Source organism: Eisenbergiella tayi, from assembly GCF_001881565.1.
Taxonomy (GTDB): Bacteria; Bacillota; Clostridia; order Lachnospirales; family Lachnospiraceae; genus Eisenbergiella; species Eisenbergiella tayi.
On the sequence record NZ_MPDJ01000004.1, the window covers coordinates 326,464 to 347,395 of the forward strand.

General features: G+C 44.2%; 17 protein-coding genes. 3 read left to right on the forward strand and 14 right to left on the reverse strand.

Annotation, left to right across the window (positions count from 1 at the left end):
* Positions 1-118: 118 nt before the first annotated feature.
* From BLA28_RS16085 to BLA28_RS16120, 8 genes are all read right to left on the reverse strand, one after another.
* On the reverse strand, positions 119-913 hold the full coding sequence (locus BLA28_RS16085; RefSeq protein WP_069152636.1) for an ABC transporter ATP-binding protein: 795 nt from the start codon (positions 911-913) through the stop codon (positions 119-121).
* Complete coding sequence (locus BLA28_RS16090) at positions 906-1,835, reverse strand: ABC transporter permease (protein WP_009252428.1); 930 nt, start codon at positions 1,833-1,835, stop codon at positions 906-908. The genes BLA28_RS16085 and BLA28_RS16090 overlap by 8 nt, the downstream gene beginning before the upstream one ends.
* A gap of 206 nt (positions 1,836-2,041) precedes the next feature.
* Complete coding sequence (locus BLA28_RS16095) at positions 2,042-3,124, reverse strand: ABC transporter substrate-binding protein (RefSeq protein ID WP_044963952.1); 1,083 nt, start codon at positions 3,122-3,124, stop codon at positions 2,042-2,044.
* A 208-nt stretch (positions 3,125-3,332) separates the two neighbouring features.
* Complete coding sequence (locus BLA28_RS16100) at positions 3,333-4,019, reverse strand: acyltransferase (protein ID WP_069158167.1); 687 nt, start codon at positions 4,017-4,019, stop codon at positions 3,333-3,335.
* A gap of 78 nt (positions 4,020-4,097) precedes the next feature.
* Complete coding sequence (locus BLA28_RS16105; protein WP_069158168.1) at positions 4,098-6,230, reverse strand: DNA topoisomerase; 2,133 nt, start codon at positions 6,228-6,230, stop codon at positions 4,098-4,100.
* Positions 6,231-6,252: 22 nt separating this feature from the next.
* Positions 6,253-7,338: an aspartate-semialdehyde dehydrogenase gene (gene asd, locus BLA28_RS16110; protein ID WP_069152640.1), complete on the reverse strand. Its 1,086-nt coding sequence runs from the start codon at positions 7,336-7,338 to the stop codon at positions 6,253-6,255.
* A 47-nt stretch (positions 7,339-7,385) separates the two neighbouring features.
* The gene (gene argH / locus BLA28_RS16115; RefSeq protein WP_044963941.1) at positions 7,386-8,816 is read right to left on the reverse strand and encodes an argininosuccinate lyase; all 1,431 of its coding nucleotides are present in this window, start codon (positions 8,814-8,816) and stop codon (positions 7,386-7,388) included.
* A 93-nt stretch (positions 8,817-8,909) separates the two neighbouring features.
* On the reverse strand, positions 8,910-9,677 hold the full coding sequence (locus BLA28_RS16120; protein WP_069158169.1) for a CPBP family intramembrane glutamic endopeptidase: 768 nt from the start codon (positions 9,675-9,677) through the stop codon (positions 8,910-8,912).
* Positions 9,678-9,964: 287 nt separating this feature from the next.
* Between BLA28_RS16120 and BLA28_RS16125 the strand changes: the two genes are divergently transcribed.
* Complete coding sequence (locus tag BLA28_RS16125) at positions 9,965-10,735, forward strand: ABC transporter ATP-binding protein (protein WP_009252420.1); 771 nt, start codon at positions 9,965-9,967, stop codon at positions 10,733-10,735.
* A complete protein-coding gene (locus tag BLA28_RS16130) occupies positions 10,725-11,468 on the forward strand; it encodes an ABC transporter permease (RefSeq protein ID WP_242880621.1) in 744 nt (247 codons plus the stop codon). The genes BLA28_RS16125 and BLA28_RS16130 overlap by 11 nt, the downstream gene beginning before the upstream one ends.
* A 44-nt stretch (positions 11,469-11,512) precedes the next feature.
* Here BLA28_RS16130 and BLA28_RS16135 read toward each other — a convergent pair whose 3' ends face one another.
* The 6 genes from BLA28_RS16135 to BLA28_RS16165 form a co-directional block, all read right to left on the reverse strand.
* Positions 11,513-13,204, reverse strand: a complete 1,692-nt coding sequence (locus BLA28_RS16135) for an AAA family ATPase (protein ID WP_069158170.1) — start codon at positions 13,202-13,204, stop codon at positions 11,513-11,515.
* A 149-nt stretch (positions 13,205-13,353) separates the two neighbouring features.
* Complete coding sequence (locus tag BLA28_RS16140; RefSeq protein ID WP_069158171.1) at positions 13,354-15,234, reverse strand: recombinase family protein; 1,881 nt, start codon at positions 15,232-15,234, stop codon at positions 13,354-13,356.
* Between the two features lie 558 nt (positions 15,235-15,792).
* A complete protein-coding gene (locus tag BLA28_RS16150; protein ID WP_069158173.1) occupies positions 15,793-16,905 on the reverse strand; it encodes an AAA family ATPase in 1,113 nt (370 codons plus the stop codon).
* On the reverse strand, positions 16,905-18,221 hold the full coding sequence (locus BLA28_RS16155) for a coiled-coil domain-containing protein (protein WP_069158174.1): 1,317 nt from the start codon (positions 18,219-18,221) through the stop codon (positions 16,905-16,907). Before BLA28_RS16155 ends, BLA28_RS16150 begins: the two co-directional genes overlap by 1 nt.
* An 8-nt stretch (positions 18,222-18,229) precedes the next feature.
* Complete coding sequence (locus BLA28_RS16160; RefSeq protein WP_069158175.1) at positions 18,230-18,574, reverse strand: hypothetical protein; 345 nt, start codon at positions 18,572-18,574, stop codon at positions 18,230-18,232.
* Positions 18,575-18,587: 13 nt separating this feature from the next.
* The gene (locus tag BLA28_RS16165; RefSeq protein WP_081330090.1) at positions 18,588-20,255 is read right to left on the reverse strand and encodes an AI-2E family transporter; all 1,668 of its coding nucleotides are present in this window, start codon (positions 20,253-20,255) and stop codon (positions 18,588-18,590) included.
* 282 nt (positions 20,256-20,537) lie between these two features.
* Here BLA28_RS16165 and BLA28_RS16170 point away from each other — a divergent pair, with 282 nt between their 5' ends.
* Positions 20,538-20,900 (forward strand): hypothetical protein, encoded by a 363-nt coding sequence (locus BLA28_RS16170; protein ID WP_069158177.1) that lies wholly within the window; start codon positions 20,538-20,540, stop codon positions 20,898-20,900.
* The last annotated feature ends 32 nt before the right edge of the window (positions 20,901-20,932 follow it).

A 20,932-nucleotide genomic window follows, 5' to 3' on the forward strand; every position in this document is an offset into this window, starting at 1 on the left:
CTATGATTTAGCCACAGCCTATCAGTCCGTGCACGTCAACTATTGAAAGCGCCGTGTACCGAACGGTACGCACGGTGCTGTGAGAGGACGGCGGTTAGTCACCGCCTCCTACTCGATTCTAATTCAGCATCATCCTATCGTTAGCAAATTCACTTCCGCTGACCTGTTCGAATTTCTTGAGAAGATCGGACACCTGAAGCTTTTTCTTCTCTTCCCCTGCCACGTCATAAATAACCCTTCCTTCATGCATCATGATCAGGCGGTTTCCATGGGCGATGGCATCCTTCATATTGTGTGTGATCATCAGCGTCGTCAGATGATCCCTTTCCACTATTTTTTCCGTGATTTCCAATACCTTCGCGGCCGTCTTGGGATCCAATGCCGCGGTATGCTCATCCAGAAGAAGGAGGCGGGGTTTCTTCAGGGTTGCCATAAGGAGTGTCAGAGCCTGGCGCTGTCCGCCGGAAAGAAGGCCTACTTTGCTTGTCATGCGGAACTCAAGACCAAGCTCCAGGATTTTAAGCTGTTCCTGGTACTGTGCACGTTCTTTCTGGGAAATTCCGGAACGCAGGGTACGATGGTTTCCTCTTCTTGACGCCAATGCCAGATTTTCTTCTATCTGCATATTGGCTGCCGTACCCGTCATGGGATCCTGGAAAACACGTCCCAGATATTTGGCGCGTTTGTACTCCGGCAGCTTGGTTACATCGATTCCGTCGATAGTGATGTTTCCTTCATCTACGGAGAAAACCCCGGCCACTGCATTGAGCATGGTGGATTTTCCGGCGCCGTTTCCTCCGATAACTGTTACGAAATCTCCCTCTTCCAGTTTGAGGGATAAGCCGTTCAGCGCTGTTTTTTCATTGATCGTACCAGCATTAAATGTTTTTGTTATTCCGGATATACTAAGCACGGGGAGCACCTCCTTTTTTTGCCGGCTTATTGAAGTACTTTCCCTTTAGATAAGGGATAGCCAGGAACAGGGCCACTACCAGGGCGGAGAACAGCTTCAGATCGTTGGAATTCAGACCGAGCCACAGCACCACCTGAAGGACAATATAATATATAATGGCTCCCAATGCCGCCGAAAACAGCTTGAATGCAAAATTTCCACGGACGCGGCTGAAAATTACCTCTCCGATAATTACGGCAGCCAGGCCGATGACGATAGCTCCCCGTCCCATATTTACATCTGCGAAGCCCTGATACTGGGCATACAGTGCACTGGCGAAAGCTACGATTCCGTTTGAAAGCATAAGACCGAGTATTTTGCAGAAATTAGTATTAATCCCCTGTGCCCTGGACATATTCGGATTAGATCCGGTAGCACGGATGGAGCAGCCGAGTTCTGTACCGAAAAACCAGTAAAGCAAGGCAATCAATATAATAAGGATAACAATACAGATAAGAATGGTATTCTGGTAAAAGGGCACGCCCTTTATGTATCGCAGAGATACCAGCAAGTCGTATTTATCCACTCCTACCGCCTGGTTGGAGCTGTTGCCGAGAATTCTTAAGTTAACCGAGTACAGGCCAAGCTGGGTCAGTATTCCGGCGAGTATGGCCGGAATGCCCATGGATGTATGGAAAATACCGGTCACCAGTCCCGCCAGGGCACCGGCCAGCACCGCACATATAAGAGAAATGCCCAGGGAATGGCCGGCACGTATCATCATAATACATACGGCCCCTCCGGTAGCCATGGTTCCATCTACAGTCAAGTCTGCCAGATCCAGTATTTTGTAGGTTATGTATACACCTATTGCCATAATTCCCCAGATCAATCCCTGGGCGCAGGCGCCTGGCAGCGCATTTAAGAGTGACATAATGTTCACGTCATTTACCTCCCCGTATCTTCAATATTTAAGCCCTTGACAGGCCTCACAGGTATCTATTATAAAGGAATTTATTCTGAAAAGATATCTCTTTTTTTATAAAATGCATTGTACAACAAAAAGCGGTAAAAAGCAGGGCTTTTTAACCGCTTTTGTGGAGTGCCGTTCAGGCATCTGTCCGCTTTGCATGTTATGTAAAATACTGGTTATTCCGCCTTAATGGCCACATAGTCTTCAGGCACTGTAATATTCAGTTCTTTACAAATAGTCTCATTATATTCTTTGGTTACATTGGGAGCGAACTCAACAGGCATTGTTGTGATATCTGCTCCGTTAACCAGGATATCCACTGCCATCTCGCCAGCCTTGTAGCCGATATCATAATAGCTGATAGATAAGGTTGCAACGCCGCAGCCTTTGCAGATACCTTCTTCGCCTGCAATAACGGGAACGCCTGCAGGAAGGCATACATTATTGATTACTTCCGTGTTGGAAGCTGCGGTATTGTCTGTCGGTACATAGATTACATCGCATTCGCCGGTTGCATTGGTCGTTACGGAAGCGATATCATTGGAATCTGCAAAAGTGAATGTCTTGCAGGTATATCCGTAGCCTTCCAGGTATTCCTGAATCGTGTCTGCTTGGTATACGGAGTTGGCTTCTGCGGAGCAATATAACAGGCCTATTGTCTTGGCATCCGGGAAAAGCTCATTAAGCATTGCGGCCTGTTCCTTGAGGGGGGCCAGATCCGATGTTCCGGAAATGTTTTTGCCTGTGGTTCCTGTCCAGTCATCTATTTCCAGAGCGGTCGCATAATCCGTGATGGATGTTCCCAGGATCGGAATGGTTCCGGTTCCGGCTGCTGCTGCCTGTAAGGATGCTGTGGCATTCGCCAGGATCAGATCCACGTCTGCAGATACAAACTGATTGATGATTGTCGCACAGGTTGCGGAATCACCGGATGCATTCTGCTCGTCGAATTTTACCTTATCTTCTCCAAGCTTGTCTGTTAAGGCTTCTTTAAAACCTAATGTAGCGGCATCCAAAGCATCATGCTGTAAAAGCTGGCAGATTCCAATCTGGTATACCTTATCCGCATCTGTCTGGGCATCTGCGGCTTCGCCTGTTTCAGCTGCGCTGCTCTCGGCCGCTTCAGGCTGTACTGATTCCTGTGCTGCGGGTTCTGATGCCGCAGAAGTATTTGTGCTGTCATTTGTGCTGCTTCCACAGCCTGCCAGCATAACTGCCGTCATTGTAAAGGCAGTCGCTATTGCCAATAACCTTTTCATAACATTTTCCTCTTTTCTTTCCGGTTTTACGCTTTAGCGCGTGCAAGCATTAACGCGTCTAACAGTTACTATACACGAAAAATACATATTCGTCAATATAAATTTCCATATTCCGCACAGTATATTCCGAGCAGCAGCCGCAGCAAAAGAAGCCAAAAAAGGAACCGGCTGTCTTACCCAGCCGGTTCCGCTTTTTTCATCCGATCTGTCAGTCTGTCTTTCCTTCGTTATGACTTTTCTCGGATATTTCTGTTTTTGTCTTATAAATGCTGTCGGCAGGCACAAAGCCCCTCACCATAGAAGTAGGATAGATATTGGTTCCCCGTCCTATAACGGTTCCCGGATTCAATACGGAATTGCAGCCCACTTCCACGTTGTCACCCAGCATGGCTCCGAATTTTTTCAGACCTGTATGGCATTCTTCCCCATTGCATCTTACCACTACCAGCGTTTTGTCACTTTTCACATTAGAAGTGATGGAACCCGCACCCATATGTGACTTGTAACCCAGAATACTGTCGCCTACATAGTTATAATGGGGAACCTGCACCTTATTGAAAAGAATCACATTTTTAAGTTCAGTGGAATTCCCTACTACAGCGCCTTTTCCCACGATCGCGCTTCCTCTGATAAAAGCGCAGTGACGGATTTCCGCCTCCTCATCTATTATGGCAGGGCCGTTAATATACGCGCTCGGCGCCACCTTTGCGGATTTGGCAATCCATACATTCTCTCCCACTTTGTCAAACCTGTCTGCCGGCAGCGTTTTGCCTAATTCCAGAATAAAGGACTTGATTTCAGGAAGGACTTCCCATGGATAGGTAAAGCCTTCAAATACAGGTGCCGCAATCGTTTCATTCAGGTCATACAGATTAATGATTTTACATTGTTCCATGTCTGCTCCTATCTGTGTACTACCACACTTGCCAACTGCTGTTTTCCTTCCGGCCGGACTGCCTCTTCCGCCCTTCGCCTATGCCTTACGGGCTTCCGGTTCCTTTTTGGTATCCTCCTTACGCGCCGCAGTCCTGGCAGGCTGTTTCGCATAATATTTTGCATTCTCATCGAACTGCCGGAATAGAATCTGCTGATTATTCAGCTGTTTTACGATATTCGTCCTTCTTCCCACAAAATCAGTGAGCTTTTTCATATATTCATCCGATGTGATCGTGCCTTCCGCCACCATCGTCAGCCCTTTTTCCCAGCTGGCCGTCAGCGCCGGGTTCAGCAGCGGTTTTATGGAATCGGATACCACATCGTAAATCATTTCCCCCATCTGTGTGGGTGTGATGATCTGTGTCTTCTTATTCAGCGCCAGATAATCAATAGAAACCAGCTTTTTCAGAATCTCGGCCCTCGTGGCGCTTGTTCCGATGCCGCTGCCCTTTATCTGGGCACGGAGTTCCTCATCCTCTACAAACTGTCCTGCATTCTCCATAGTAAGGATGATTGTTCCGGAATTATAGCGTTTGGGAGGTGAAGTCTCGCCTTCCCTGATTTCCAGTCCCTGGCAGGAAAGCTCTTCTCCTTTTTTCAGGCTCTGCAGTACTTTCAGGAAATCTGCATCACATTTGATGTCTTCTTCCTGGCCGTCGTTCTCCTGTCCTTCCTTTTTTCCTTCTTCAGGCCTGGGAGTCTCCTCTTTTTTCTTAGCAAAAGAAAACTGGGTTACCTTCAGATAGCCCTCATCCATGAGTACCTTAAAGCTGGCGAAAAAACGTTCTCCCTTAATATTGATAACCAGGGATATCTTCTGATAAACCGCCGGGGGATAAAAAATACTCAGAAAACGTCTGACAATGATTTCATATACCTTTGCCGCCGTTGCGGAAACGGAGGAAAGGGCTCCCAGACCCTGGCCTGTAGGTATTATGGCATAATGGTCCGTTATCTGCTTGTCATTGACATATCTGGTTTTAGCAATCCCCTGCCAGCTTTTCTGTTCCAGCACCTGCGCGGCAAAAGCCGCAGCCGGCTGGTAATTACGCAGCCCGCCGATATTCTTGTTGATTTCCTTTGCCACAGCGCTGGAAAGCACACGGGCGTCCGTTCTTGGGTATGTTGTCAGCTTCTTTTCATAAAGCTCCTGCACAATGCGCAGGGTTTCATCCGGGCTTATCTTAAAGTATTTGGAACAGTCATTCTGAAGCTCCGCAAGATTATATAAGAGGGGCGGATTCTTCTGCTCCTTCTTTTTTTCAATTTTTTCAATGACCGGCGCTTTTTGAGGTTCTTCTTCCAAAAAGGATATCAGCTTCTGCGCATCCTCTTTCTTCTTAAACCCATTCTCTTTATATAAAGCAGGAGACTGGAACCAGGCCGAGCCTTCCACGGCTCTCCACTCGCCTTCAAAGCTGCGCCCTCCGTTCGTCTCCTCCCCGGAAGAGACGAGGGCGAACCGGCCTGTCACACGATAAAAGGGAGTCTTGACAAACTGCCTGATTTCCCGCTCCCTGTTCACCACCATTCCGAGGACACAGGTCATTACCCGCCCTACCGAAATCACGGCTTTATCCTGTTTCAGATAATTTTTCACAGGATATCCGTATTTCAGCGTCAGGACACGGGAAAAATTAATTCCCATCAGGTAATCTTCCTTCGCTCTCAGGTAAGCCGCATCGCAAAGGTTATCATACGCGGATAACTCTTTTGCCTCCTTGATCCCTCTTAAAATCTCTTCTTCCGTCTGGGAATCGATCCAGACCCGCCGTCTTTCTTTTCCTGAATTTTCATCGATACCCGCCTGCCGTTCCACCAGACGGTAAATATATTCCCCTTCCCGCCCGGAGTCGGTGCAGACATAAATTCTGGCTACATCTTCCCTGTTCAGCAGGCCGCTCACAATATCAAACTGTTTCTTCACCGAGGGAATTACTTCATATTTATACTCATTCGGAATAAAAGGCAGCGTTTTCAGCGTCCATCTTTTCAATTCCGGATCATAAGCATCGGGATAGCTCATGGTAACCAGATGGCCTACGCACCAAGTGACGATAGCCTGTTCTGATTCCATATATCCATCCCGATTGCTCATATTATATTTTAATGCTTTTGCAAACTCGCGGGCAACACTAGGTTTTTCCGCTATAAATAAATCCTTGCCCAAATTATACCTCTTTTACCAGGACTTATTTCTTTGTAATATAGCCCTGTGCTTTCAGCAGTTCTGCACATAAAACGGCTCCGCCTGCTGCGCCGCGTACCGTATTATGGGAAAGTCCGATAAACTTCCAGTCATATACCGTATCTTCTCTCAGACGGCCGACGGAAACTCCCATGCCGTTTTCATAATCCACATCCATAGTTACCTGAGGACGGTTATCTTCCTCAAGATACTGAATGAACTGCTTCGGAGCGCTGGGAAGCTCCAGTTCCTGAGGCACGCCTTTGAAATTCACCAGCTTTTCGATTAACTGTTCCTTCGTAGGCTTTTTGTTGAACTTAACAAATACGGCTGCGGTATGTCCGTTCAGAACAGGCACACGGATACACTGGCAGGTAATTACAGGAGAGGTCGCGGGTACAATCACGCCGTCTTCGATCTTACCCCAGATACGAAGAGGTTCTTTTTCACTCTTTTCTTCTTCACCGCCGATATACGGGATGATATTTCCCACCATTTCAGGCCAGTCCTTGAAAGTTTTGCCCGCTCCGGAAATTGCCTGATATGTGGTTGCAACCACCTCCACAGGCTCGAATTCCTTCCATGCGGTGAGCACGGGCGCGTAGCTTTGAATGGAACAGTTGGGCTTAACAGCCACAAAGCCTCTTGTGGTTCCGAGACGCTTTTTCTGGAATTCAATAACCTGCATGTGCTCCGGATTGATTTCCGGCACCACCATGGGAACGTCGGGAGTCCAGCGATGAGCGCTGTTATTGGATACCACGGGAGTTTCCGTTTTTGCATACTCTTCTTCTATTTTCTTGATTTCTTCTTTGGTCATATCAACCGCACTGAAAACAAAATCCACCTCAGCGGCAACCTTTTCCACTTCGTTGACATTCATTACCGCTATTTTTTTCACTGCTTCCGGCATGGGGGCAGTCATCTTCCACCTGTCACCCACAGCCTCCTCATAGGTTTTACCCGCTGATCTGGGGCTTGCCGCAATTGTGGTCACCTCAAACCAGGGATGGTTTTCCAGCAGGGAAATAAAACGCTGCCCTACCATACCGGTTCCGCCTAAGATACCTACTTTCAGTTTCTCGCTCATCTTTTCTCTCCTCATCTTTCTTAAATATATATTCTAAATAAAGATAATTACAGAACTTGTTTCTCCAGCGGCTGTTTTAAAATGCCGGGCTGAAGCTCCCATTCTTCCTTCAGATATTCCTTATTGATCGCGATAACTTCCTTCATGGCATCCATCCCCGGAGCTCCCAGGGTCAGCCGTTTTTCCACGCAGGTTTTCAGGGAAACCGCCTCATATATGTCCTCTTCAAAAACAGGACTGATTGTTTTGAGTTCTTCCAGGCTTAAGGCGTCAATGCTTGTGTTTTTCCCGATGCAGTAAAGGACAAGGCTGCCGATAATACCATGGGCATCCCGGAAGGGTACGCCTTTGCCTACCAGGTAGTCCGCTGCATCCGTGGCATTGGTAAATCCGTTCACGGCACTTTTTTCCATAACAGCCTTATTAAAGCGCATCGTCTTTACCATTCCGTTAAAAAGAACCAGGCAGCTTTTTACCGTATCAATAGCATCAAAGGTCATTTCCTTGTCTTCCTGCATGTCTTTGTTATAAGCGAGAGGAATTCCCTTCATCGTTGTGAGCATGGAAATCAGCGCCCCGTAAACCCGCCCTGTCTTTCCGCGGGTCAGCTCCGCGATATCCGGGTTCTTCTTCTGAGGCATGATACTGCTTCCTGTGGAATAGGCATCGTCGATCTCCACAAAGTGATATTCATTGGAATTCCATGTGATAATCTCCTCGGAGAAACGGCTCAAATGCATCATTATAGTAGAAAGAGCGGATAACAGCTCTATGAGATAATCTCTGTCCGACACAGAATCCATACTGTTAAGCGTCGGTCCTTCAAAGCCAAGCAGAGAAGCCGTATAGCTTCTGTCCAGAGGATATGTGGTTCCTGCCAGGGCTCCCGCCCCCAAAGGGCAATAGTTCATTCTCATGAAAATGTCCTTCATACGGAGCCTGTCTCTTTTAAACATTTCAAAATAAGCGCCCAGATGGTGGGCCAGAGTGGTGGGCTGTGCTTTCTGCATATGAGTGAAACCGGGCATATAGGTTTCCATATTTTCTTCCATAAGACGGATCAGCGTCTCCAGGAGTTCCTTTAAATAAGCGTCCGTTTCCAGAATTTCCTGGCGCACATACAGCTTCATGTCCAGCGCCACCTGATCATTCCTGCTTCTTCCCGTATGCAGCTTCTTTCCCGCATCGCCGATACGGTCAATGAGATTCGCTTCCACAAAGCTGTGAATGTCTTCATATTCATCCGTAATAACAAGACTGCCTTCCTTCACATCCTCACGTATTCCGGTCAGCCCCTTCACAATGGCATCCTTTTCCGCCTGTGTAAGAATCCCCTGCTTCTCCAGCATCACCGCATGGGCAATGCTCCCTTCGATATCCTGCTCAAAAAAACGCCTGTCAAAATGTATTGATGCATTGAACTGATATGCCAGCTTGTCCGTTTCCTTCGTAAAACGTCCGCCCCAGAGCTGTGCCATAATATCCTCCATTCCGCCACAAATCCGGCCCTTTATTCGATAAAAAGTACCTCATAATTTCAATTTAAAAATGATAGTACCATAAAATGAACTTTATTGCAATAAAGTTTTCGTCTCCGTCCCCTCCGTTTTCAACATCTTTCGGACACACAGGATAAGAATAAGGCCGGAAATCAGGGTGGCTGAAACTACAAAGAGACTTTTTCCCCAAAGCCAGCTTCTCTCCCCTTCTAAAGACAAAACCACAGCTGTCAGATTGGAAACTGCATGCACCAGAAACGCCGCCCCCAGCCCTCCGCATTTCTCATAGGCCGCCGCCAGCAGCAATCCCAGGCATACGGCGTAAAGGCCCTGCACCAGCTGAAGATGATATATTCCAAAAAGCACCGCTGTTATGCCTGCCGCCAGAGCCGGTCCGCATTCCTTACGCAGTCTTCCGAATCCCAGTTCCCGGAAGACCAGCTCTTCGGCAAAGGGAATCAGTACACAGGATATCAGCAGCTGTTCCCACATTCGGCTTGCGTATATCATTTCCGCCCTTCCGTCATACATGCCGGATGTACTTTCCAGACCGAACAGAATAAGCAGGCCGTTCAGCATAATGCACACAGCTATTCCTGCCGGAATAAGCAGCCATCCATATCCCAGCGTCTTACCGCCGCTTCCCAGATTTTCCCAAAAGCCTCTTCCTCTGTACAGCCGTCCGCCCAGAAGCAATGTCACCACCGCAGCTCCCGCCGCCACACCGGCCACCTCCAGCACAGAGAACCTCCGGGGACACAGCAGGGCCGCCGCTCCCATTACCCCCAAATACCATAAAACAGGCCAGAGCACTTTCCATCCAAGCTTCCATCCACGCATTCCCGCGCCCCCCTCTCTCGCCAGCCACCTGTTTCCGCAGTCGTTATTATCCTGAATTTATTTTACCATTTTCCGCCCTCATCCACCACTAAAATAAATCCTTTTTACATAGTTCATACATTTCGGGGATATCGGCAAAGCCATCAGTTTATGCCGGTATTTCCGAAAAAATACCGGCAAGGAACAAATTCCCGCCGGATTCATATGATATGTTATATAACTGTCCGGAACCGAATTGCCACCATGGGACCCGGTATTTTCTTTTCCGGCCAGATTGGAGGATTGACATGGAAGACATCATACTCTCATTGAAAAATATAGCTTTCTCCTATCACAGTCTGAACGGGGAAATCAAAGCACTCGACAACATATCCTTTTCGGTCCGAACCGGAGAATTCCTGGCCATCGTCGGTCCCAGCGGCTGTGGAAAATCTACGATTCTCTCCCTCATTGCCGGATTGCTTCAGCCTGAATCCGGCGATATTACTTTTTATACCAAAGATCCGCATGATAAAAAGCCGGGAATCGGCTACATGCTTCAGCATGATCATCTCTTCGAATGGAGGGATATTTATAAAAATGTCACACTCGGACTGGAAATCAACAAACAGCTGACCCCCGAAAAGAAGGAAAAGGTTCTTTCCATGGTAAATGACTATGGCCTTTCTCCTTTTCTTCATAAAAAACCAAGTGAGCTGTCCGGCGGTCTGAAGCAGCGTGCGGCTCTCGTCCGTACACTGGCCCTGGAGCCGGAAATCCTGCTTCTCGACGAACCCTTCAGCGCCCTTGACTACCAGACACGTCTCACGGTGTCCGCGGATATCTGCCGGATCATACGTTCCGCCGGGAAAACCGCAGTTTTAATTACCCACGACCTTTCGGAAGCCGTCAGCCTGGCGGATAGGGTTATTGTTCTCAGCAACCGTCCCGCACGGGTAAAAGCTGAAATCCCTATTCACCTCACCCTTAAAGATGATTCCCTGCTCGCTTCCAGAAACGCGCCGGAATTCAAGGATTATTTTAATCAGCTTTGGGAGGAACTGACAGATGAATCATAAAAAATCAACGAAAAACATGACCCCGGCAGAGCTTTCCGCCTCTGCCCAGGAACGCTTTGTAGCCGATCACAGGAAGCATCACCGAATGGTTACTTTTATGCGTTTCTTCATTCTTATTGTCTTTCTGGCTGTCTGGGAGCTGTGTGCCGATCTGAAAATCATTGACTCCTTCTTCTTTTCCAGCCCCAGCCGGGTTGCTGCCTGTTTTATTACTATGCTGCAAAAGAACTCCTTATTCATGCATATCGGCGTTACTTTATACGAAACCATACTCAGCTTTCTCCTGGTTTTTGCTTTCAGCATGATCTGCGCCACACTGCTGTGGTATTCCACGAAACTGACGGAAATCCTGGAGCCTTACCTCGTTGTCCTTAACAGCCTTCCCAAATCCGCTTTGGCGCCGCTGCTTATCGTATGGCTGGGAACCGGAATGAACACCATAATTGTCGCCGGTATCTCTGTGGCCATCTTCGGGGCTATCATCAATCTTTACACCGGCTTCCGTCAGGTGGACGAGGAAAAAATAAAGCTTATTTATACCCTTGGAGGCAACCGGAGAACCACCTTATTTAAAGTGGTCCTTCCCGGATCCGTTCCTATTATACTCAGCACGATGAAGGTAAATATCGGGCTGGCCCTTGTCGGCGTCATCATCGGTGAATTCCTGGCAGCCAGAAGGGGGCTTGGTTATCTGATCATTTATGGAAGCCAGGTCTTCAGCCGGGTGTCATAAATGATAAAAAGGAATATCCAAAGTGGGCTCCCTCTCCGCCGTTCTTATTTATCCGTCAGCACCCTGCAAAGCTTTTTGAAGAATGCAATGCCATATTTTATAAACGTGTGGTAGCCTTCTGAACGCAAGCCCGCATCGTACTGCTTTTCTTCTATTTGCGCGAGTGCCTGGGAGGCTTTTTCTTCCAGATGCCCATAGGAATCCGCCACCTTTGTTTCAATAATGACCGCTATCCCTTCATATGGCGCCGAACGGATAATAATATCGCTCCTCCCCATACCGCTTTCCCGGTTGGATTCTACAATATAACCCTCCATCATTTTCAGAAGTCCTGTTGTAAAACCATGATAATAATCTTCCCTGTAGTCGAAAAAGCTTATTGTCTCCATCAGATTTCTGGAAAGTTCTTTTTCAACCATCATGGTATCCTTTTCCAACAGTGCTTTATACAACAACGAAAAATCCTTCTGTCTGATTTGCCTGTCGAACCATTCCATAATGGTATTTCGGTAGATATATTTCACCTCTGCATTGGGAATCGCCAACAACATATAAATGGTATCCGCCTGCATATATTCCCTGGTCTTTTTTAAGTATCCTGTAAAGAAAAGGAAGTTCCAAAGATTATCCTCCGACCGATAGATGTCTTCGTAGGTGATATCCTCATGTACCGGTTTCTCAATACAGTCCCCCGCAATCAGATTTTCCAGCTCCATTTTTACGCTGCTGCCCGCATGTTCAATCATATCCCGTATGATACTGTTAGACGAAGTGTTTGCCCAATAGGGCCGGGGCATTGAATTAACCTCACTTACGGCTTCGTTCACATAATTAACCATACTCCATGGGTTATATACTTCCGTATCTCCAAAAAGATAACCGTCATACCAGCGCTTCACTTCTTCCGTCTTTTCTTCTATATGATAAAAATGGAGCAGGCTTACGACCTCCGGGACAGTAAACCCAAAATATTCCGAATATCTGGAGCGCAATACAGAAACAATTTCTAGATTGTTTAAGCCCGTAAAAATACTTTCTTTACTGATTCGGAGACAGCCGGTTACTACTGCAAATTCCAGATTGAAATTTGACTTTAAGGCAGATTCAAACAGAGACCTGATAAAATCTGTCATTTGGCCATAAAATCCTCTGAACCATGCATTTTCAAGCGGCACATCATATTCGTCTATTAAAATTATAACGTTTTTCTGATATACCTTCTTCAGGCAGCGTGTAAGAAACTCCAATGCAATAGCGTAATCAATCCGGGAAGCCTTTTTCTCTCTTATACGGATAAACAACTCTTTCTCTTCAGTAAGCAGCCAGTCACCATCTATTACATAATTGTGCCGCACAAATTCCTTTGAAATTTCATTCACGACCGCATCATAGGCCATTTCAAAATCCGGCTGTTTTGCAGATTTCAGAGACAGGCTGATAACAGGGTATTGCCCCATATGCTTAAGGTAACTTTCCCCGGCACCAAAAATTTTCAGTCCCTTGAACAGCCCGCTGTTATCTATTGCCTCCCCCTCTGCTGTAAATTCTTTTTCGAAGAAGTACCGGAGCATGCTGAGAGCCAATGTCTTCCCAAAGCGCCGCGGCCTGGTAAACAGCCGCACCTTGCTGCTGTTATCCAAAAGTTCTTTAACGAACAAAGATTTATCTACATAGTAACAATCTTTTTCAATAATTTCTTTAAAGTCTTCCATTCCGATGGGTAATGTTTTTTTCATAATGATTCTCCTTCGGCAAACCCCCATAATTTTTACATTACCATTTTATCATGTATTTTTCGTTTCCGCCACCTGACTCTCTTGGCTTTTTCCATATCCGCTTTTTTAATATTGCCGGTATCCTTATAAAACAGATACCGGCAGCCTAATCATGAAATAATCCATCTTCCCTTTCCATTTGGCACGCTATAATGTATTTTCCCTTCCTTTCTCAGTTCCCGGATTCTCCTGTTTACAAGAGAAATACTGACATCCATCTTCTCAGAAATCATTTTGGCCGTAATCCGTGGATTTTGCTTCATATACCGTATAATAATCTTTTTTTCCTCTTCAATCATTTGCTGATGGGATGTACTGCACTTCTGAGGTATTTTAACCACCGTAAGTCTGTCTGTTTCCTCCCGGACAGATTGGAACATATCATTTTGGGATTCTTCTATGCCGCAGATTTTCCATGAATCAAGGTAAATCTCCAGACAGTCAGGAAACACTTTTATCTTTTGGATATTCTGCAGCATGTCAGCCGTCTGGGCTTGTTCTATGATACCGCTTTCCAGGTTCCTCCTTATATCTTCTATTCTTTTTTCTAAAGTAATGCTCTGTTCAGCCTGCTCCTGAAGCTTGGTCAATTGAAAATTGATTTTGTCCATTTCTTTTTGAAAGCCTTCGCTTTTTCTGGTATATTCCACATCGGAAATAACGCCGTCCAAAAGCTTTTCCAGCAGAATATCCTCTTGTCTCAGTATCCTGTCCGAGGCCTCCTCCAGTTTTTCTTTTTCCCCATAAGCGTTTTCATTATGAAACACTTTCCTTAAAACCGCCAGTGTATCTCTAAGGAGGTCTTCTTTCCTGATATTCAGGCTTTTATATTTTTTTTGGCATATGGTTTCCAGTGTTATCTGCAGTTTTTCTTCATCTACATGAACATTGTCACAACCTGCATATTCTTCTTTGGGCGCCTTTCTTATCTGATTTCTCTGCAAAGCTTCCTTTTTTCTTCCGTTCTGCAGGTAATTACTACATTTCCACTCAACTGCCTTTCCATCCTTTCTCTGTCTGACAGTTCTGTAAAAGGGATGCCCGCATAAGCCACAGCAAAGTTTCCCTGAGAAATCAAACTTTCCCTGGCTGCTGAATTTTGCATAACTGCCACCACAATTTCTCATCTCCCTTCTGTCATCCATGCTTCTGTTTGCACGCAGGAACAGTTCATCATCAACAATTGCCGGAATGGCTTTCCTATGTATTATCCAGTCTGATTCCGGATTCCTGCTCACTTGCTTACTGTCAAAGTCATAATGATAACGGTTCTGGACAACATCCCCTTTATATAACGGGTTGCGGATTATATTGCGTATGATGGAGGGACTAAGCATATTGCCTTCCCTGTTCCGATATCCCTTCGCAAATAAAATTTCAGCGCTGCAGTGTGTTCCATAACCATTCGCCGACAATTGAAATATCATGCGTATCATTTCCGCTTCCTGCTCATCGACCAGGAGGCTTTTATCCGGAAGCTTTTTATATCCATAGGTATGATTGGTTATTACAAAGCACTGTCCTTCACGCTGCCGGTTCCGATGGGCGTTATTAATTTTTTTACTGAGTTCACGGCTGTATTCTTCCGCAAGGATTGCCTTTATGCCTGTTATCAGCGCATCATCAGGGGTGTAAAATTTCCTTTCCAAATATATGTAAAGCCGTTTTTTATTTCTTTGTAATCTGTCCAGGAACAGATACCAGTCCTTGGTATTGCGCATCAGTCTGTCCTGGCTCTTTATTACTATAATATCAAATTTATCTGTTTCCAAATCCTGATAAAGCCTATTGTATTCCTTTCTTCCTTTCGATGTAGTTCCACTCTTGGCCTCCACATAGGTATCTATTAATTGCCATCCTTGTTCAGCCACACAATTTTTGGCTTCCTGTACTTGTTTTACCAGTGCATCCTTCTGCCGTTCCTCTTCCGTGCTGCACCGGTTATATGTTACCGCCCGAAACTGCCATGAAGACGCTTCTATTCCATACAAGGTATTTTCACTCCTTCCGAAGCTGTTCCAACATACGCAGTTGTTCCTCCGGCGTAATAAAATTTTCGCGGGTTAAAATTCTGCATACCTGCTCAAGGACACTGTTTTTTTCTTTTGCTGCCATTTTTTCTCCTTTTTCGTCTAAGGGCATAAATACATCTCCTGCATCACATCATTACTATATATTTATGCCCCTGTTCTTAGATTTTTACCGGCGGCTTATATGATTTACCAGATTTAATAAATTTGCGTCCTGTATAATATGCATTCTAACCATGTTTACTCCTTATCGTTTATTATTCATTTATTTCCTTATATTTTATCGTAAAATAATAGGCCGGGTTATTTCTTTTGCCCCAACATTTATGTGTCTGCCCTGTATCCAGTATAAATACTGTCTTTCCAGATAAAACTACATTTAATTCCATCTGGTTCATGCGACATATTTTTCCAGCCCCTGAAATTCCCGATTCTGTCAACATAGGACTAAAAATTTTTAAAAAAATACCCAGACTGTCTCCAGCCTGGATATCATCATACTTTGTTCCATTTTTCAGTTTAATCTTCTTTTTCTGCCACAGAAGGAATATCATCCGCCTTCAATTCCATAAGATCCTCACGGCTTGGCTTGTCAATTCCGTTTACACGTCTGGCATGATTCATTACCATATCTTCATACAGATTTCTTACAAGTCTGCCATTAGCAAACTCTTCTCCCTTATGCGCCACACCATAGGCAATAATGGCTTTTACCTTCTCAACACCATTCTTCGATAAAACATAATCATTCTTCTTGCACATCATATTCATGATGCCATCCAGTTCTTCCTCATCATAGTCTTCGAACTCAATAAACGTATTGAATCTGGATTTCAATCCAGGATTAGATTCAAAGAATAATTTCATCGGTTCTGTATAGCCAGCAACAATGACCACCAAATCATCTCTATAATCCTCCAATGCCTTTGTCAGTTCTGTTAAACATTCTCGGCCATAAGAATCAGAATGATCATTTTCAGTAATACTGTATGCCTCATCTATGAAGAGCACACCGCCTTTTGCGCGTTCTATAACCTCTTTAACTTTCAAGGCAGTCTGCCCCTGATATCCAGCAATCAGATCCGTCCTGGATACTTCTAAAAAATGCCCTTTTGAAAGAAGACCAATCTGTTTATATATACGACCGACAATACGAGCAACCGTTGTTTTCCCTGTTCCAGGATTTCCTGTAAACGCAAGGTGAAGAGTGCTTTTGGAGGAAAATAAGCCTTCCTTCTCTCTTAATTTTTGTACCTTCTGATAAGCTATAAGATCATTTACAGCGGCTTTCACCTTCTTAAGCCCCACTAATTCATCAAGTTCATTCAATAATTCACCAAGAGACTTTTCTTCTTCAACAGGCAAAAGCTTTTTATCATTACAGATTTCTTTTACTCTAATATATCCATAATAGCTTACAATCTCATCTTTCAGGGCTTGGGCTATCTGTACAATTTGCTTAATTTCATTTTTGGCAAATTCCGAAATTTTTTTACACAATTCCACCGTTGCGGAATCATCTTTATCCTCAACTATGGAAAATGCCAATTTAGTTATTTCTCCATCGCTGTTCGTAATAGCGTCCAATTTTGACGCCATATTCATGAGATTTTTTTCTCTTTTGTTCTCCATCACAAAATACCTGACAGCTGCAAAATAAGCTGAACGACAGACAATGCTATGGCTCCGCCCGCAACAATGTAAGCCGTATTAATTTTACTTTTTAATTGTACATTTTCGTCTTCAGCCTTTTGCAATCTTTCCCCGTATTCTTGTATGTTCTTTTCCACTGTAAGAACTTTATTGTCTGTTGCCTCTATATTTTTAATCAGCTCATGTGAAAATTCCCATTCTGCATCTATATCATTAAAATGCTCTATCCGCTGGATACCGCTGATGAAATCATTTACATCAGATAACTCTTTATCTATTCTCTCTTGTACTTCTTCATATCTACTAATAGATTCAAAATGATTCCCAACCGTCTTTTGGACCTCTTGCAGTCCTTCCCAGATGTCATCTATGTCTTTAAAATGGCTTTGTCCTTTTGCAAGTTCCACAAACTTAGATATTTCCGTCTCAACCTTTTCTATTCGTTTCTCAATATTATCCGACAGCTTTGAGACTTCTTCCTGAAGGTTTTTCATATTCTCCCAAATTGAGTCAATGTCTTTGATATGCTCTGCTCTTTCAATTTCTTCCTTAAAAGCAAGCAAATCATTTATCTTTTCAGTCAGTTGATCTGACAGTTCTTCCAGTTTTCTTAAAAAACTGTCTATTTCCTCTCCCTGACTTTTTATAGTTCTCCACATTGAGTCAATATCATTAAAGTGCCTGGTTTTCTCAATCCGTGTCTTAAGCTGTTCTAATATAGATATTTTTTTATCAAAATTAATACCTTGAGTCTTTAATTCCGTAGAGATACTCCCTAATTCTAATTCATATCGTTGTATGTCGCACCAAATATCATCAATATCCTTAAGATGCGCGTACTGGTTTATCTCACCTTTAAATTCCTTCAGTTTATTTATGGTAATCTGAAGTGCCTTTATTGTGTCATTTATATCCTTTTGCGCATCCTTAGCCTCTTGACTTGCCTTCTCTGCGGACTTCACACCAATAAGAATACCTTGGATATATCCCTTATCAAGAGCTTCAAAAGTCTCATATACTTGACCAAATTCTTTGATAACCTTCCGGTCACGTTCATTTATTTCCGCAAAACAGTTCTGTAGTTTTGTAACAAGGCTATTAATCTCTTCTCCCGTCACTTTATGCCCGCTTAATACACCTGCCAGTCCACCAGCCCAAAAATCTGACCACTGACCGTCCGTACTAAACTTATCTAATTCTGTACTTGTAGCAGGCTGTTCGGAAAAAGCCTTCAGTTCTTTCTTTTGTTTTTCAAAACGAGTTTTTTGTATGCTATATTCCAGCACAATCTTCATCCTTCCTGTTAAATATTGTCGAGGCCTTCAAACATCTTCTTTTTAGCTTCCTCATTTTTTGTTTCATTACTTCCAGCACCATTAAAGATGTTATCGACCGACTTTCTCATTTCCTTTTGTGCTTCCTCGTGCCGTTCTCTCATTGTTTCTGCTACATCTGCTTTTACATTATTAAGATTAGATTGATTCTCGTCTTCTGTAACACTTGTATATGTAACAACATCTGTACCTTTCTTTCCATCACGCTCTGACTCTTCAGATGATTTGATGGACTCATCTCTTGTTATAAAAAATATAATTCCTCCTACCACAATAGCCGCACCTAAAATTCCTAATACCACCTTGTAATTCATAAGCTTCTCCTTTCTATATCTGGTCTAATACCGCTTTCATGTCTGCAAGCCGCTCAGCATTATCATTTTTCTTTTCGGTGAAGATATTTTCCGTTGCTTCTCTCATCACCTCAACTGCCGCCTCATGTCTCGCTTTAATAATTTCACCAGTTTTTGCTTTTTGCCTACGTAATTGCTCCTGGTTTACTGCAATGACTTGTGCCTGCTTTGCAAGAACTTCATTGCCTTTGTCTATTTGCCTTTCGGTAATTTCCTGTTTTTGTTTCTTTGCTATGAGCCTATCAATGAGATTCATAACAAGCGCACCAGCAATTCCTGCGACAACTGCTCCAAGGAAAATACCGATTATATTTGCGAGACTGCCTATTAAGGGTATTTCTGCCGCAAATACAGGAAATGTCATCAGGGCTTTTTCAATTACTTCTCCCAAAACTAAAGCTCCCATTGCTGTCAGCCCCGTCATGACAATTTTTCCGACCTCAAGCATGAGAACGCCGAAAGATTTCCTTCGATTTTCCGGTGCCTTTACATAATCAATAGCTTCTTTCACCGATTTTCCGCCTTGTTTAATCAGTGTCCATATCTTTTGGATTGCACCTACAACGGGACCAAATATTGCACTTAAAACAGTTGATGCGACTGTCGTTCCTGCTGTAAGCAGATTTTGTTTTACGTTTCTCAAAAATGTAGCAATTGCCGTCTTGACTTGTCCAAGAAATGTCTTCAAATTTTTTTCTTTTGACTTAAGCCAAGAAACCAATTTGCTTATAATATTTCTCACCAATTCAGCAAGAAGCCCCATCACCGCAGCCCTTAAGGCTTTCCCGCCTATTCTAAACGCTTCATTCCGTTGCGATTTCTTGCCCGCTTTTATAGACCTTTCTTCGCCTTCCTTTTTGACTTTTTCATACTCTTCCCTTGCCGCTTTGTCTTTCTCTCTTAAATCAGCTTCATCAATGTCGAATCTATCAGCTGGCCTTTCGCCGTTTCGTTCTGAATCGAGCCATTCCGACATGGTACTATCACCCTTGGATTGATTGGCACTTGCATCCATTGGATTCAAATTAATTTCACTATTACCAAAAGCTACCCTCTCATCTAATGTCAGGTGCGCATTTGTGGCTGGGTCACGCACTTGCTCTGCCACCGGTACAATATCATCTATGTTTACCTGTTTAGAACCTTTAGGTCTATTCTTATCATAAGGTTTCCGTGCCTCATCTATGAGTACTTCTTTTTCTGTCCCAGACCTTTTGTCGATTTTCTTAATTACTTGCCCATTCTCATCTTTCTTAAAATTGGATTGCCAATCATCATATCTTTGCTGATAATCTATTTCTGTATTATGCGATGCAATCTTTCCATTAGCAAAGTTTTCTGTTGTTTGAATATGCGCTTCATCACGCAAATCAAGACGTATCCCACGGTTTTCTTTGATGAAATCTTCGCCTGCAACAGTTCCAATCTGAATTACAAACTGATCCCATACTACACCCATAACAGCATTTCCCAAATTTTCTGGATTGCTGATTTTCTCCTTGTCTTCTTCAAGAAATTTCAGTTCAGATAAGCTATCTTCCAGTCCTTCCTCCAGCTGTCTTTCGAGTTCATCAAAATCAAACTCTTCACTCTGATCTTCAGCCTCTTCACTCTCCAAAAGTGCATTTTTGTTATCATTCATCAGGAATCTCTCCTTTTCTCGTTGTCACTTTACAACTATCATAACATTCAAGAACAACACCTACTGTCATCCAAAGAATGCTTTTTAATTTTTTATAGATTAAAGCCCGAAAAACGCTTTATATCTTCTCACAAGTTTTATAAGGAAACGGCGAAACCCTTGCATATCAAGGCTTTTCGCCGTTTGTGCTTAAATCCTACCATATCTCTTTATAAACCCCTTTTGTAAGCGAGGGCATCAAAAAAGCGTCACGCGCAAAGGGCAAATTGAAAGGAGGACACCTTGAACGAACTGTTATTAAGCAAGGGTATTGTACTACAATCCGGCGAAATCAGCAAGGATAAGATAAACCTTGTCGCCGGAGCAATCACGCAGCCTTTCGTGGAAATGGTATGGCTGACAACGGGCGGTGATATGGAAACCATAAACCGCTTGACGGACATTCTCGTTACCATGAACACCCCCGCCGACCGAGATAAGCTGTTCAAAATCATCAAAACGCTTTACGGGCTTATGTGCTTGCCCTTTTTCGAGGAAGCCAAGCCTATGGGCGCAGACCCCGACATTTTGGAATACTTCATCTTTTCCTTTACGACAGACTTTGGGGAAGCCATGCAAGACCTCATAGCCGATGAAGTAGAATAAAGCACCGCACAAGCGGTGTTTCTCACTCCCAC

Bases quoted from the DNA above. Each gene is read 5' to 3' on its own strand.
- BLA28_RS16120 (WP_069158169.1), bottom strand. From the start codon at position 9,677: ATGCGTGGATGGAAGCTTGGATGGAAAGTGCTCTGGCCTGTTTTATGG.
- BLA28_RS16160 (WP_069158175.1), bottom strand. From the start codon at position 18,574: ATGAATTACAAGGTGGTATTAGGAATTTTAGGTGCGGCTATTGTGGTA.
- BLA28_RS16150 (WP_069158173.1), bottom strand. From the start codon at position 16,905: ATGGAGAACAAAAGAGAAAAAAATCTCATGAATATGGCGTCAAAATTG.
- asd (WP_069152640.1), bottom strand. From the start codon at position 7,338: ATGAGCGAGAAACTGAAAGTAGGTATCTTAGGCGGAACCGGTATGGTA.
- BLA28_RS16165 (WP_081330090.1), bottom strand. From the start codon at position 20,255: ATGAATGATAACAAAAATGCACTTTTGGAGAGTGAAGAGGCTGAAGAT.
- BLA28_RS16130 (WP_242880621.1), top strand. From the start codon at position 10,725: ATGAATCATAAAAAATCAACGAAAAACATGACCCCGGCAGAGCTTTCC.
- BLA28_RS16155 (WP_069158174.1), bottom strand. From the start codon at position 18,221: ATGAAGATTGTGCTGGAATATAGCATACAAAAAACTCGTTTTGAAAAA.
- argH (WP_044963941.1), bottom strand. From the start codon at position 8,816: ATGGCACAGCTCTGGGGCGGACGTTTTACGAAGGAAACGGACAAGCTG.
- BLA28_RS16135 (WP_069158170.1), bottom strand. From the start codon at position 13,204: ATGAAAAAAACATTACCCATCGGAATGGAAGACTTTAAAGAAATTATT.
- BLA28_RS16125 (WP_009252420.1), top strand. From the start codon at position 9,965: ATGGAAGACATCATACTCTCATTGAAAAATATAGCTTTCTCCTATCAC.
- BLA28_RS16100 (WP_069158167.1), bottom strand. From the start codon at position 4,019: ATGGAACAATGTAAAATCATTAATCTGTATGACCTGAATGAAACGATT.
- BLA28_RS16095 (WP_044963952.1), bottom strand. From the start codon at position 3,124: ATGAAAAGGTTATTGGCAATAGCGACTGCCTTTACAATGACGGCAGTT.